General features: G+C 63.2%; 14 protein-coding genes and 1 tRNA gene. 6 read left to right on the forward strand and 9 right to left on the reverse strand.

Going from position 1 to position 14,069, the window contains the following annotated elements:
- Window positions 1–41: 41 nt before the first annotated feature.
- Complete coding sequence (locus CI15_RS37255) at window positions 42–209, reverse strand: hypothetical protein (RefSeq protein WP_162842044.1); 168 nt, start codon at window positions 207–209, stop codon at window positions 42–44.
- A gap of 183 nt (window positions 210–392) precedes the next feature.
- On the opposite strand from CI15_RS37255, the gene CI15_RS37260 reads away from it, so the two are divergent.
- From CI15_RS37260 to CI15_RS11280, 5 genes are all read left to right on the forward strand, one after another.
- Entirely contained in the window at window positions 393–569 is a 177-nt protein-coding gene (locus CI15_RS37260; RefSeq protein ID WP_162842045.1) for a hypothetical protein, read from the forward strand.
- A gap of 322 nt (window positions 570–891) precedes the next feature.
- Complete coding sequence (locus tag CI15_RS35280; protein WP_075643690.1) at window positions 892–1,050, forward strand: DUF3309 family protein; 159 nt, start codon at window positions 892–894, stop codon at window positions 1,048–1,050.
- A 100-nt stretch (window positions 1,051–1,150) separates the two neighbouring features.
- Window positions 1,151–1,227 (forward strand) — tRNA-Pro (locus CI15_RS11270).
- Between the two features lie 219 nt (window positions 1,228–1,446).
- Entirely contained in the window at window positions 1,447–1,905 is a 459-nt protein-coding gene (sixA, locus tag CI15_RS11275; protein ID WP_062127959.1) for a phosphohistidine phosphatase SixA, read from the forward strand.
- 155 nt (window positions 1,906–2,060) lie between these two features.
- Window positions 2,061–2,873, forward strand: a complete 813-nt coding sequence (locus CI15_RS11280; RefSeq protein ID WP_062127726.1) for a GNAT family N-acetyltransferase — start codon at window positions 2,061–2,063, stop codon at window positions 2,871–2,873.
- Between the two features lie 93 nt (window positions 2,874–2,966).
- Here CI15_RS11280 and ppx read toward each other — a convergent pair whose 3' ends face one another.
- Window positions 2,967–4,619, reverse strand: a complete 1,653-nt coding sequence (ppx, locus tag CI15_RS11285) for an exopolyphosphatase (RefSeq protein WP_062127728.1) — start codon at window positions 4,617–4,619, stop codon at window positions 2,967–2,969.
- Window positions 4,620–4,825: 206 nt separating this feature from the next.
- Here ppx and ppk1 point away from each other — a divergent pair, with 206 nt between their 5' ends.
- Window positions 4,826–6,889, forward strand: a complete 2,064-nt coding sequence (gene ppk1 / locus CI15_RS11290) for a polyphosphate kinase 1 (protein WP_062127730.1) — start codon at window positions 4,826–4,828, stop codon at window positions 6,887–6,889.
- 121 nt (window positions 6,890–7,010) lie between these two features.
- Here ppk1 and phoR read toward each other — a convergent pair whose 3' ends face one another.
- The 7 genes from phoR to pstS form a co-directional block, all read right to left on the reverse strand.
- Window positions 7,011–8,324, reverse strand: coding sequence for a phosphate regulon sensor histidine kinase PhoR (phoR, locus tag CI15_RS11295; protein ID WP_062127731.1), 1,314 nt, complete (start codon window positions 8,322–8,324; stop codon window positions 7,011–7,013).
- Between the two features lie 75 nt (window positions 8,325–8,399).
- Window positions 8,400–9,101 (reverse strand): phosphate regulon transcriptional regulator PhoB, encoded by a 702-nt coding sequence (phoB, locus tag CI15_RS11300; RefSeq protein ID WP_008922879.1) that lies wholly within the window; start codon window positions 9,099–9,101, stop codon window positions 8,400–8,402.
- A 26-nt stretch (window positions 9,102–9,127) separates the two neighbouring features.
- On the reverse strand, window positions 9,128–9,832 hold the full coding sequence (gene phoU / locus CI15_RS11305) for a phosphate signaling complex protein PhoU (protein ID WP_062127733.1): 705 nt from the start codon (window positions 9,830–9,832) through the stop codon (window positions 9,128–9,130).
- Window positions 9,833–9,860: 28 nt separating this feature from the next.
- The gene (gene pstB / locus CI15_RS11310; RefSeq protein ID WP_062127736.1) at window positions 9,861–10,709 is read right to left on the reverse strand and encodes a phosphate ABC transporter ATP-binding protein PstB; all 849 of its coding nucleotides are present in this window, start codon (window positions 10,707–10,709) and stop codon (window positions 9,861–9,863) included.
- A 16-nt stretch (window positions 10,710–10,725) separates the two neighbouring features.
- Complete coding sequence (gene pstA / locus CI15_RS11315; protein WP_062127739.1) at window positions 10,726–11,622, reverse strand: phosphate ABC transporter permease PstA; 897 nt, start codon at window positions 11,620–11,622, stop codon at window positions 10,726–10,728.
- Entirely contained in the window at window positions 11,619–12,620 is a 1,002-nt protein-coding gene (gene pstC / locus CI15_RS11320) for a phosphate ABC transporter permease PstC (RefSeq protein WP_062127741.1), read from the reverse strand. The genes pstA and pstC overlap by 4 nt, the downstream gene beginning before the upstream one ends.
- 175 nt (window positions 12,621–12,795) lie before the next feature.
- Complete coding sequence (gene pstS, locus CI15_RS11325; RefSeq protein WP_062127743.1) at window positions 12,796–13,827, reverse strand: phosphate ABC transporter substrate-binding protein PstS; 1,032 nt, start codon at window positions 13,825–13,827, stop codon at window positions 12,796–12,798.
- Window positions 13,828–14,069 lie beyond the last annotated feature (242 nt).

Below are 14,069 nucleotides of genomic sequence, written 5' to 3' on the forward strand. Positions count from 1 at the left end.
CACGGACCGCGCTGTTCGCTGACGAGGGGCGCCCGAGCGGCTTACTGCGCGTCGGGCGCAGGCACCATCGAGGGCGGCCGATCGTCGGTAGGCACGCCGTGGTAGTCGGCGGGGTCGTGCGGCGGGCTGCCGTGATGCGCGGACGAATTGTCCGCGCAACCGGCAACGCCGGCGCACAGCAGCAAGGCAAGAGTCAGAACTCGGGTCATTTTGCAATCGTCTCCGGGACAAAGGGATGGCGGACGGTCGTCCGCCGACGCGCCGAGAGTCTACCCGCAAAGCGCGTCGCGTGACGCCGTCAGGCGCGCGGGTGCCGCGCCCTTTCCATTGCGTGAGATTTCGCGAGACGTGAGCTACTATGGGGGCATGGCCGGACCTATCAGGAGACTGCCATGGACAGTGAATCGATCGCGGGCTTCATCGGCCTCGGTATAGGCCTGCTCGTGCTGGTGGCGTTGTCGATCTTCGAATCGCGCACCTATCGGCGTGAACACGGTGGCGAGGGCATGGTGCATCACTGGACGCATCAGCATCTGCATATGCCGCATTGGAGGCGCCCGCGCCATTGACGCGAGCGGGATTCGACTCGGATCGAATGGCTTCTGGTCGTGGCACCGGCATGGCCCGGTGCCGCAGCTTCGCGTCCACGCGATAACGCGATGACCCGCGTTGCGGCGCGTCTGCGCGCCGCGCGCATCAACACGCGCTCAACGCGCAACGTCTTTCCGCTTCCCTCGACTTGCATCACTCCACGACGCATTTGCGCGTCGTGCTCTCCTTCTGCGCGTTCGCCTCGAGCAGGCGTTGCATCAATCGTCATCGGTAATGGGCACATACCTTGCTAACTCGAAGCCAGCAACAGATGCCCAGCCACCCCAAAAGGAGAACGCCATGACCGTCGGTACCATCCTGCTAATCGTACTCATCCTGCTACTGATCGGCGCGCTGCCGAGTTGGCCGTATAGCAGCGGCTGGGGTTATCGGCCGACTGGACTCCTCGGCGTCGTGCTGATCATCGTGATCGTTCTGCTGTTGATGGGACGCATCTAGGTCCCCACGAGGCCGCAGCGGTGAATGTCACTGCCAATACGATTTGTCTCGCCAAAGGATTGACGCCATTAACCGGCACCCTCTATAATCATTGATTCGTCGGAGCGTAGCGCAGCCTGGTAGCGCATCTGATTTGGGATCAGAGGGTCGAAGGTTCGAATCCTTTCGCTCCGACCACGAAAAGCAAGATGAAACCCGCGAAGCTTCCGGCTTCGCGGGTTTTTGCTTTTTCGCTCGCCTTTCTTCAAACGCCGACCTCCGCGGCCAGGCATCTGCCTTGCAAATCAGCACGCGCGCATGCGACAGTGCTTGAGCACGTACCTCACTCCGAAGACGCGCAATGCCGAACGCAAAGCCGCGGCAACGCATCCCAAGCCGCTCAAAAAGGAGACTCTCATGGACCTGATCCTCTGGCGTCACGCCGAAGCCGAAGATGTCGCCGCGAGCGATCTTTCCCGCGCACTCACCACACGCGGCCGCAAGCAGGCACAGAACGTCGCCAAATGGCTACGCGCGCGTCTGCCCGAAGACGCCGTCATACTCGCGAGCCCCGCGACGCGCACGATCCAGACCGCCGAGACACTGAGCGACCAGTATCGCGTCATCCGCGAGCTCGCGCCGAACGCGAGCGCGGACGACGTGCTCGAAGCGGCCGGCTGGCCTGGCGGCATCGCGCAGACCGTGGTGATCGTCGGACATCAGCCGACGCTCGGCCACGTCGCCGCGCAACTGCTCGGCGACAGCCGCGCGAGCTGGCCGTTGAAAAAAGCCGGCATCTGGTGGATCGAAAGCCGCGAGCGCGACGGCGAAGACCAGGCAGTGTTGCGCGCCGCCATCAGTCCCGACCTGATCTGATCCCGCGCGTCGCACCGCGCATCCGACATTACAGGCACACACGCGAGGGCTTACGGACAGTCATCCAATCGTCACGGCTTTGCCATGCGAGCGTCACCCCGCATTACTACATTGGCGAAAAAAGAAATCCTCACTCTTTTCGACCAGGACCGCCAATGCGAGAACTGCCGACGCCCACCCTGCCCTTCGCCACGCTCTTCGAACCGCGCCGCCTGCCGCGCGCCGAGGAAACGGTCACCGCCCAGCATCGCCTGCAAGTGTCGTGGGCGCGCACCGACGAAGAACTGCGCGAAGCGCAGCGTCTGCGCTACCGTGTCTTCGCCGACGAAATGGGCGCGCGCCTCAGTGGCCCCGCGGGTCTCGACGTCGATGCATTCGATTCGTACTGCGATCATTTGCTGGTGCGCGATCTCGACACGCTCAAGGTAGTCGGCACGTATCGCGCGCTGCCGCCGCACCAAGCCGCGCGCATCGGCCGTCTGTATGCCGAGAGCGAGTTCGACGTGTCGCGCCTCACGCATCTGCGCGCGAAGATGGTCGAGGTCGGCCGCTCGTGCGTGCATCCCGACTATCGCAGCGGTGCGGTGATCATGTCGCTATGGGCGGGGCTCGCCGCGTACATGAAGCACAACGGCTACGAGACCATGCTCGGCTGCGCGAGCGTCGCGATGGCCGACGGCGGCCACTATGCGGCGAACCTGTATTGCTCGCTGCGCGAGAACGCGCTGACCGCGCCCGAATATCGCGCGTTCCCGCATACGCCGCTGCCGGTCGACGAACTGCAAACGGGCGCCGCCGTCGCGCCGCCGCCGCTCGTGAAGGGCTATCTGCGTCTGGGTGCGAAGATTTGCGGCGCGCCGGCGTGGGACCCTGACTTCAATACCGCGGACTTTCTGACGCTGTTCCGTCTGTCGGATATCAACTCGCGTTACGCACGCCATTTCCTCGGCGACGCACTGCCCCGCTAAGCTGCGCCGGGAGACGAAAAAGCCCTGCATTTGCAGGGCTTTTTTCGTTGATGCGCACGCTGCGGACCATCGCATGCGGCGATCCGCGTCGCGTCAATCGTCCGTATAAACGACACGATACGGGATCCCAACTTTTTCCCACTCCGCCGCTTCCTGGATCAGGCTGTAATCCGTCAATGGATTATTGGCGACCCACTCGTTCGGCAAACGCACTTCGTAACCGCCGTTGACCTGAGCCACCGCGATGCCTGGCAGCCCGACATCCGCGCGTCGACGGCACAGCAAGGCCGCGAGCCGCAGGCAGAACAGCAGCGGCCATTCGACGTCGCGCGTCTGCGACAGCTTGCCGAGCTTGCCCGCGTGGCCGAGCACGAGCGCCGCTACGCGCGCCTGGTCGGTGCGCGAAAAGCCCGGCATGTCGGCGTTGCTGGCGATATAGGCCGAATGCTTGTGATACGCGCTATGCGAGATCGACAATCCGATTTCATGCAGCGAAGCCGCCCAGCCGATGAACATGCGGTTTTCCACGCGACGTTCTTCGTCCGGCTCGACGAACTGGTCGTAGAAGCTCATCGACAACTCGCCGATACGCCCCGCCTGCGCGCGATCGACGCCGTAGCGGCGCATGAAGCCCTCGACCGTCACGGTGCGCATGTCCTCGTGCTGCGAGCGCCCGAGCAGGTCGTACAGGACGCCGAGGCGCAGCGCGCCGTCGGTGGTGTCGACATAGTCGACGCCCAGTTCGTCGAACACCGCGATCATGATCGACAGGCCGCCCGCGAGCACCGGTATGCGGTCGCTCTTCAGCGCGACCAGTTTCAGCCGGTTGACGTTTTCGGCCTTGATCAGCGCACGCTTGAGACGTTCGAGGCCGCCGCGTGAAATGCCGTGCGTGATGCCCGCATCGTTGAAATTGTTCGCCTCGACCAGTTCGGCAAGCGCGCGCGCGGTGCCCGACGAGCCGATGGCCTGCTCCCAGCCGGTCTTCTTGTACTCGGCGGAAATGATCTGGATTTCGCGCCGCGCGGCGAGCTCGGCCTGGCGCATCGTGTATTCGTCGACGTTACCGGCCGGGAAGAACGCGCGGCTATGGCTCACGCAGCCGATGTACAGGCTCTCCATCATGATCGGCGTGTAGTGCGAACCGATGATGAATTCCGTCGAGCCGCCACCGATATCGACGACGAGCCGCTTGCCCGCGCTCGCCGGCACCGAGTGCGCGGCGCCTGCATAAATCAGACGCGCTTCCTCGCGCCCGGCGATCACTTCGATCGGGAATCCGAGCGCGGCCTGCGCCTCGCCGAGAAACTCGCCCGCGTTCTTCGCGATGCGCAGCGTATTGGTCGCGACCGCGCGCACGTGGTCGGGATGAAAATCGCGCAACCGTTCGCCGAAGCGCTTCAGCGCGTCCCAGCCACGGACCTGGGAGGCGCGGTCGAGCATCTTGTCGCGCGACAACCCGGCCGCGAGCCGCACCGGCTCGCGCAAAGCGTCGACCTGATAGATCTGGCTGCCCGCGTCGGTTTCCTCGACCCGGCCCACGATCAGCCGGAAGCTGTTCGAACCGAGGTCGACGGCGGCGAGGAGTTGAGGGGTATTGACCATCGGGTAAGCGTACTCCATACGCGCAAGCGCGGCCGCTGCGGCCGTGGGCGCGGCGCTCGACGCTGGCAGCGCCGTCCGCCTGCCCGGCGCCTTCGACGCAGGATGCGCGTCGCGGCCGGCTGCACTGTTCAAAGACGCCATTCTAAGCGTAGCAGCCTTCACAATGTCACCTCGCCGCGCACAGGGGGTTCCGTATGCTCGCATAAGCAGCGCGTCATATTGACGACAGAAGACGATTGCGGCATAAAATGTCAAAAACACCGCCGATGTCATCAGGACGTCATCAAACCGTGAGAATTTCCGAGCGTCTTTCCGTCTCCCTTTCAGACCTTCCAACCTCACCGCCGATGTCCGTCCGCTATCCCCTACTGAATCGCGAGCTGGGCATTCTGGGTTTCAACGAGCGCGTGTTGGCGCAAGCCGCCGATCCCGCCGTCCCCCTGCTCGAACGTCTCCGCTTTATCTGCATCACCAGCAGCAACCTCGACGAATTCTTCGAAGTCCGTATGGCCGGGCTCCAGGAACAGATGCGCGACAACCCGGGCGCGTTGTCGCCCGACGGCATGTCGCTGCAGCACGTGTACGACCTCGTGGTCGAGCGCGCGCAAAAGCTGGTGCATCGCCAGTACACGATGCTGCACGACACCGTGCTCACGGCGCTCGAACAGGAAGGCATCTATTTCCACGGCACCGAGTCATGGAGCGAGGCGCAGACCGAGTGGGCGCGCAATTACTTCTTCGACGAGCTGCTGCCGGTGCTCACGCCGATCGGACTCGATCCCGCGCATCCGTTTCCGCGCGTGCTCAACAAGAGCCTGAACTTCGTCGTCGAGCTCGAAGGCAAGGATGCATTCGGCCGTCAGGCGATGATGGGCATCGTGCAGGCGCCGCGCGCACTGCCGCGCCTCGTGCGCATGCCGCAGGAGCTGTCGGGTTATCCGCATGGCTTCGTGCTGCTGAGCTCGCTGATGCAGCACTTTGTCGGCGAGCTGTTTCCGAATCTGCTGGTGCGCAGCTGCAACCAGTTTCGCATCACGCGCAATAGCGAACTGTTCGTCGACGAAGACGAAATCACCAATCTGCGCGTCGCGCTGCAGGGCGAACTGCCGGCACGGCATCTGGGCAACGCGGTGCGGCTCGAAGTGTCGGCGGAAACGCCCGCGCATGTGGTGCGGCGCCTGCTCGACGAAAGCGGTCTGTCGAACAAGGACTGCTACTACGCGAACGGCCCCGTCAATCTGGTGCGGCTGATGCAGTTGCCCGAGATGGTCGACCGCCCCGATCTGAAGTTCGTGCCGCATATTCCGTCGACACCCCCGCAAATTGCCAACGCCGCGAGCATGTTCGACGTGATCGATCAGGGCGACGTGCTGCTGCATCATCCGTACGAGAGCTTCCAGCCGGTGCTCGAGCTGCTGCTGCAGGCGGCCAAGGACCCGAACGTGGTCGCGATCAAGCAGACCATCTACCGCACCGGCACCGACTCGCCGCTGATGGATGCGCTGATGCAGGCCGCGCGCAACGGCAAGGAAGTGACGGTGGTCGTCGAGCTGCTCGCGCGCTTCGACGAGGAAACCAACATCAACTGGGCCTCGCAGCTCGAAGCGGTTGGCGCGCACGTGGTCTACGGCGTGGTCGGCCACAAGTGCCACGCGAAGATGATGCTGATCGTGCGACGCGTCTCGGCGGGCGGCAAGACGACGCTCAAGCGCTACGTGCACCTGGGCACCGGCAATTACCATCCACGTACCGCGCGCCTCTATACCGACTTCGGTCTGATGACCGCCGACCAGAAGATCTGCGAGGACGTGCACCACGTGTTCCAGCAGCTGACCGGCATCGGCGGCGAACTGAAGCTGCACGAGTTGTGGCAGTCGCCGTTCACGCTGCATCCGAAGCTCGTCGACGCGATCCGTCAGGAAGCCGAGCATGCGCGCGCGGGCAAGAAGGCGCGCATCGTCGCGAAGATGAACGCGCTGCTCGAACCCACGGTGATCGCGGAGCTGTACGAAGCCTCACAGGCCGGCGTGAAGATCGATCTGATCGTGCGCGGCGTGTGCTCTCTGCAGCCCGGCGTGCCGGGGCTGTCCGAGAACATCACGGTGCGCTCGATCGTCGGGCGCTTTCTCGAGCATCATCGCATCTACTACTTCTACGACGGCGGCAAGGAGCAGGTCTATCTGTCGAGCGCGGACTGGATGGATCGCAATCTGTTCCGGCGTGTCGAAGTCGCGTTCCCGGTCAACAACCGGCGGCTGAAGCGGCGCGTGATCGCCGAAGGGCTGTCGGCGTTTCTCGGCGACAACCAGTCGGCCTGGCTGATGCAAAGCGACGGTCACTATCGCCGGCGCCGGCCGGGCAAGGCCTCGCGCAATGCGCAGATGAGTCTGCTCGGCAAGTTCTGTTCGTAGTCTTTCGGGACCGGAGGGCTCGCCGCGACGGCGGGCGCTTCAAAAGCGAGCGCGCATAAAAAACCGCCTTTTTCAGGCGGTTTTTTTCATCGTGGATCGGCGTCGTCGCCGATTGTCGCGTTCAAACCTGCGCGGTCTGGCAACGCGCCGTTCGGGACACCGGAAAGCGCACCGTGAACGTGCTGCCGCGCCCTTCTTCGCTCTTCACGTCGAGTTGCGCATCGTGCCGTTGCAGCACGTGCTTGACGATCGCAAGACCGAGGCCGGTGCCGCCCGTGTCACGCGAACGGCTGCGATCGACGCGATAGAAGCGCTCGGTGAGCCGCGGGATATCGGCAGCCGGAATACCGAAGCCGCTATCGGTGACCGAGAACACCGCATGGCCGCCCTGCGCGCGCCAGTTGACCTTGATCGAGCCGCCATCCGGCGTATAGCGGATCGCGTTCGTCACCAGATTGCCGAACGCGCTGAGAATCTCGGTTTCGACGCCGGTGACGGTCAGCGCCTCGTCGGCATCGAAGACGATCTTGTGATGATCGCCGGACAGGCTTTGCGCGTCGTCGCGCAGATGCCGCAACACCGCGTGCATGTCGATCATCTGATCGCTCGGCGTCTTGTTGTCGCCCTCGAGCGTCGCGAGCACGAGCAGATCGCTGACGATATGACGCATGCGCGACGCCTGCTGCTCCATCAACTCGAGATAGCGCGCGCGTTCGCCTTCGCTCAACGGCAGCTCGCGCATCGTCTCGAGAAAACCGGACAGCACGGTGAGCGGTGTTTTCAATTCGTGCGACACGTTGGCGACGAAGTCGCGCCGCATCGCATCGGTGCGCTCCAGCTCGGTGATGTCCTGCGACAGCACGAGCTTGCGATTGTCGCCATAAGGAAACACCTGCACAGACAGCACGTTCTGGCGCTTGTCGCCCATGCCGCGCATGATCAGCATTTCCTCGTACCGATGCGAATTCAGATAGCGCACGAATTCCGGATGACGCACCAGGTGCGTGATGTGCTGACGTAGATCACGCTTCGCATCGAGCCCGAAGTGGCTTTCGGAAATCGCGTTGCACCATTCGATCTGATCGTGATCGTCGAGCATCGCGACGCCGTTCGGCGACGCCTGGATCGCCTGGATGAAGCGCGAATGCTGCTGCTCGACCTGGCGCACCTGGGCGTGCCAGCGCTTCGCGAGCTTGTGCAGACGGTAGTAGATTTCGCCCCAGATGCCAGGGGCGCTCGGCACTTCGCCGTACACCGGCGCGTCGAGCAGACGCCACAGACGCTGCTTGTGGAAAGTGCTGAAGATGCTCTGCGCGAGCAGCATGACAATGGCGAGAGCGAGGCCCGCCTTGACGTTCACCAGTGCGCCGACCACCGCGCACAGAACAGCAAGCAGCACGACCGACACGAGGGACCGCGCCCAGATGATGTTCATGGTCTAGCGATCGAAGAGAAAATACAGCGCAGGAGGGAGGTCTGGCGGCACAGTGCAATGTACCGCCGACGGCTATCAGGCGCTCTTCGCCAGCCGATAGCCGCTGCCGCGTACCGTTTCAATCATAGCATCGCACCCGGCGGGCTTGAGTGCCGCGCGCAGGCGCTTGATATGCACGTCGACGGTACGCTCCTCGACGAACACGTGATCGCCCCACACCTGGTCGAGCAGTTGCGTGCGGCTGTGCACGCGCTCCGGGTGAGTCATGAAAAAGTGCAGCAGACGGAATTCGGTCGGGCCGAGATCGAGCTTGATCTCGCTGCCTTCAGCATGTGCGGCGACGCGATGGGTGGCCGGATCGAGCTTCAGGCCGTTGATCGCGACCACGTCTTCGGTCAGCTGCGGCGCACGGCGGCGCAGCACCGCCTTGATGCGCGCCATCAGTTCCTTCGGCGAGAACGGCTTCGTGACGTAGTCGTCGGCGCCGATTTCGAGGCCGAGCACCTTGTCCTGCTCGTCGCCACGCGCGGTCAGCATGATGATCGGGATATGCTTCGTTCGCTCGTTGTTGCGCAGATCGCGCGCGAACGAAATCCCCGATTTGCCCGGCAACATCCAGTCGAGCAGCACGAGATCGGGGAGCACGTCGCTGATCAGGTTGTGTGCCTGCTCCGCGTTGTACGCCCGGATCGGACAGTGTCCGGCGTGTTGAAGATTGACCGAAATCAGTTCGGAAATGGCGGGCTCATCTTCAATGACGAGAATGCTGCTGGGCATCGGCACCTCTGTTCCTTTTCTCTGGATTAGCTGAGCGCTTCGCGTTCGAGCGTGTCGCGCGACTGGTGCCGCACGTCGGTACCCTTCACGATGTAAATGATGAACTCAGCGATGTTCTTGGCGTGATCGCCGATCCGCTCGATCGCCTTGGCGATGAACAGGAAGTCGAGGCCCACCGAGATCGAACGCGGATCTTCGGTCATATACGAAATCAGCTTGCGCACGAAGGCGCGGAATTCCTCGTCGATCGCCTTGTCGTCGCGCACGATCTGCGCGGCGGCGACCGTGTCGAGACGCGCGAACGCGTCGAGCGCGCGGCGCAGGATCGACACCGCCATTTCGCCGGACAGCTTGATCTCGGCGATGTTGATGGTGCGCGAGGCGCCGTCTTCCATCAGACGCTTGGTGCGTTTCGCGATCTTCTCGGCTTCGTCGCCGGCGCGCTCGAGGTTCGTGATGGTCTTCGAGATCGCGATCAGCAGGCGCAGGTCGCGCGCGGCCGGCTGACGGCGCGCGATGATGTTGCTGCACTCTTCGTCGATTTCGACTTCCATCCGGTTCAGACGCTCTTCGGCGGCGATGACCTGCTCGGCCACGTTGAGGTCGAATTCATTGAGCGCCTGCATCGCGTTGACGATCTGCGACTCGACGAGCCCGCCCATTTCGAGCACCTTCGACGAAACCAGATTCAGATCGGCGTCGAACTGGCTGGACAGATGTTTATCGGACATGTCGTACTCCGTTGTATTGCCCGGCGTATCAGCCGAAGCGGCCAGTGATGTAGTCCTCGGTTTCCTTGCGGACCGGCTTGATGAAGATCTTTTCGGTATCGCCGAATTCGATCAGTTCACCGAGGTACATATAGGCAGTGTAGTCCGAACAGCGGGCAGCCTGCTGCATGTTGTGCGTGACGATCACGACCGTGTAGTCGCTCTTCAGTTCGGCGATCAGCTCTTCGATGCGGCCCGTCGAGATCGGGTCGAGCGCCGAGCACGGCTCGTCGAGCAGCAGCACTTCGGGGCGAATCGCGATCCCGCGCGCAATACACAGACGCTGCTGCTGGCCGCCCGACAATCCGTAGCCGCTCTGGCCGAGCTTGTCCTTCACTTCGTTCCACAGCGCCGCCTTCGTCAGCGCCCATTCGACGCGGTCGTCCATTTCCGAGCGCGACAGCTTCTCGAACATCTTCACGCCGAACGCGATGTTGTCGTAGATCGACATCGGGAACGGCGTCGGCTTCTGGAACACCATGCCGATGCGCGCGCGCAGCAGCGAAATGTCCTGGCGCGTGGTCAGCAGATTCTCGCCGTCCATCACGATTTCGCCTTCCGCGCGCTGCTCCGGATAGAGCGCGTACATCTTGTTGAAGGTACGCAGCAGCGTGGACTTGCCGCAGCCCGACGGGCCGATGAACGCGGTCACCTTGCCCTCGGGAATCTGCAGATTGATGTTCTTCAGCGCGTGGTACTTGCCGTAGAAGAAGTTCAGGTCCTTGACCTCGATCTTCGGACGCGACGGCGTTTGCGCGTGAGCGCTCGTTTCGGGGTCGGAGCCCGCGGGCGCCGCTGCGTGCCCGATCGGATTAAGTTGGGTTTCTGCCATGTTCATCGGATTCACTCCGCCCTTACTTGTTCGAGAAGATCGTGCGCGCAAGGATGTTCAATCCCAGCACCGCGAGCGTGATCAGGAAGACGCCGGCCCACGCGAGCGATTGCCACTGCGCGAACGGGCTCATCGCAAACTTGTAGATCGTGACCGGCAGGTTCGCGACCGGTTGGCCCATATCGACCGAGAAGAACTGGTTCGACAACGCGGTGAAGAGCAGCGGCGCGGTTTCGCCGGCAATGCGCGCGACCCCGAGCAGCACGCCGGTGACGATACCCGCGATCGACGCCTTCAGCGTGATCGACAGCACCATCTTCCACTTCGGCGTGCCGAGTGCGAACGCCGCTTCACGCATCGCGTTCGGCACGAGTTTCAGCATGTTTTCGGTCGTGCGGATCACGATCGGAACCTGCAGCAGCGCCAGCGCGAGCACACCGGACCAGCCGCTGAAGTGGCCCATCTTCGCGACGACGAGCGCGTAGACGAACAGACCGATCACGATCGACGGCGCCGACAGCAGAATGTCGTTGATGAAGCGCGTGAGGTTCGCGAGCCAGCCTTTCTGGCCGTATTCGGCGAGATAGACGCCCGCCATGATGCCGATCGGCGTGCCCACGAAGGTCGCGAGCCCGACCAGCATCAGGCTGCCGACGATCGCGTTGGCGAGGCCACCGCCGTCGGTGTTCGGCGGCGGCGTCGACTGCGTGAACAGTTCGAGCGACAGGCCGCCGATACCGAGACGCAGCGTCGTATACAGAATCCAGACGAGCCACAGGAGACCGAAGGCCATCGCGGCGAGCGACAGCGTCAGCGCGACCGCGTTGGTCATGCGACGACGCCCTTGCAGACGCACGCGCATCGATTCGAGCGCCGCGGGGTCCTTCAGACCCGGCATATTCAGGGACGGTCCGCTCATTTCGCGCCCTCCCCTTTCTCGAGACGCAGCAGCATGATTTTCGAAATCGCCAGCACGATGAAAGTAATCACGAACAGGATCAGGCCGAGCTCCATCAGCGCCGACGTATGCAGGCCCGGGTCCGCTTCCGCGAACTCGTTGGCGAGCGCCGACGTGATGCTGTTGCCCGGCGAAAACAGCGAAATGTTGTCGAGCAGGTTGGTGTTGCCGATCACGAACGTGACCGCCATCGTCTCACCGAGCGCGCGGCCGAGGCCGAGCATGACGCCGCCGATCACACCGCTCTTCGTGAAAGGCAGCACGATCTTCCACATCACTTCCCAGGTCGTGCAGCCGATACCGTAGGCCGATTCCTTCAGCAGCACCGGCGTCACTTCGAACACGTCGCGCATCACCGAGGCGATGTACGGGATGATCATGATCGCGAGGATCACGCCCGCGCACAGAATGCCGATGCCGATCGGCGGGCCCGAGAACAGCGCGCCGACGATCGGAATGCCGCCGAGCACCGCGCCGAGCGGCTTCTGGAACCACATTGCGAAGATCGGCGCGAACACGAGCAGACCCCACATGCCGTACACGATCGACGGAATCGCGGCGAGCAGCTCGATCGCGATGCCGAGCGGCCGGCGCAGCCAGGCGGGCGACAGTTCGGTCAGGAATAGCGCAATGCCGAAGCTGACCGGCACCGCGATGATGAGCGCAATGATCGACGTCGCAAGGGTGCCGTAGATCGGCACGAGCGCGCCAAATTGCTTGCTGGGTGGATCCCAGACTGCGGTCCACAGGAACGCGAGACCGAACTCGCGAATCGACGGCATCGAGGCGATGATCAGCGACACGATGATGCCGCCGAGCAGCAACAGCGTAACGATGGCGGAAAGGCGTGCGAGGCCGCCGAAGACCACATCGCCGGAACGACCAGGCGCTTTCTGCTGCGACGCGCTGCCAGGCGGAGTGGCCCGGCCCGTGCCGGACGCTAGACGAATATCGGACATGAGAGCCTGAGGGACCTGTTTCCAGTTGCCGGACGACACATGTCGGGCGGTCGGTAATGCTTGCGGCACATGCCGCATCAATGTCATAGGCCGTCCTCATACGAGGACGGCCAGGATACGACAGGGCGCGGCGTCGACCGGCCGCGCCCGCGCGCGATCAGCGCGCCTGTGCCACTTACTCGGCCAGCGTCTTGCCTGCCGAATCCTTCACCTTCTGCTTCCACTGCGTGCGGATTTCCGAGACGACCGATTCCGGCAGCGAGATGTAGTCCAGATCGTTCGCAGCCGTGCCGCCGTTCTTGAACGCCCAGTCGAAGAACTTCAGCGTTTCCGTGCCTTGCGGCGCCTTGTCCTGCGTCGTGTGCAGCAGCACGAACGTCGCGCCGACGATCGGCCATGCGTTCTTGCCCGGCTCGTTCGTCAGGATCTGGTAGAACGACTTCGACCAGTCCGCGCCAGCAGCCGCCGCCTTGAACGTTTCGGTCTGCGGCTGAACCACAGCGCCGGCTTCGTTCTTCATCGCGACGTAATTCATGTGGTTCTGCTTCGCGTATGCCCATTCGACGTAGCCGATGGCGCCCGGCAGACGCTGCACGAATGCCGCGACGCCGTCGTTGCCCTTGCCGCCCGTGCCGGTCGGCCAGTTGACCGTCGAACCTTCACCGACCTTCGCCTTCCATTCCGGGTTGACCTTCGACAGGTAGTTCGTCCAGATGAAGCTGGTGCCCGAACCGTCGGCGCGGCGCACCACGGCGATGTCCAGATCCGGCAGCTTGACCTTCGGGTTCAGCGCGGCGATCGCCGGGTCATTCCACTTCTTGATCTTGCCCAGGTAGATGTCGCCGAGCACTTCACCCGACAGCACCAGTTCGCCCGGCTTCACGCCCGGCACGTTGACGGCCGGCACCACGCCGCCGACCACCGTCGGGAACTGGAACAGGCCTTCCTTGGCGAGTTCGTCGTCCTTCAGCGGCGCGTCCGAACCGGCGAAATCGACGGTCTTCGCGACGATCTGCTTCACGCCGCCCGAGGAACCGATACCTTGGTAGTTGACCTTGCCGCCGCCGGACTTCTGATAAGCGTCGGCCCACTTCGTATAGATCGGTGCCGCGAACGTGCTGCCCGCGCCGGTGATGTCTGCTGCTTGCGCTGCGATTGCGAAGAGCGCGCCAGCGACGCCAGCGAACACGGTTTGCATCAATTTCATGAGACCTCCAAGGGAGTGTGAGCGTGTAGTGTGAGCGGAAAACGCGAACACCGCGAAGCTTAGGGTCTCTTTATGACAAAAACGTGACTGATCGTGAATCAGATGTGACAGTAATATTACCGGGTGAAAGGTGCCGGAGCCGGCAAATTGCTGCTACTGCGATGCGGGTTGCATCGCAGTACGCAAGGAAGGCGGAAAAGATGGGGCGTGAACGTTTGCGCTCAGCGTGGGGGCGGGTTTTT

This window comes from Paraburkholderia monticola (genome assembly GCF_001580545.1).
GTDB classification, from domain to species: Bacteria; Pseudomonadota; Gammaproteobacteria; order Burkholderiales; family Burkholderiaceae; genus Paraburkholderia; species Paraburkholderia monticola.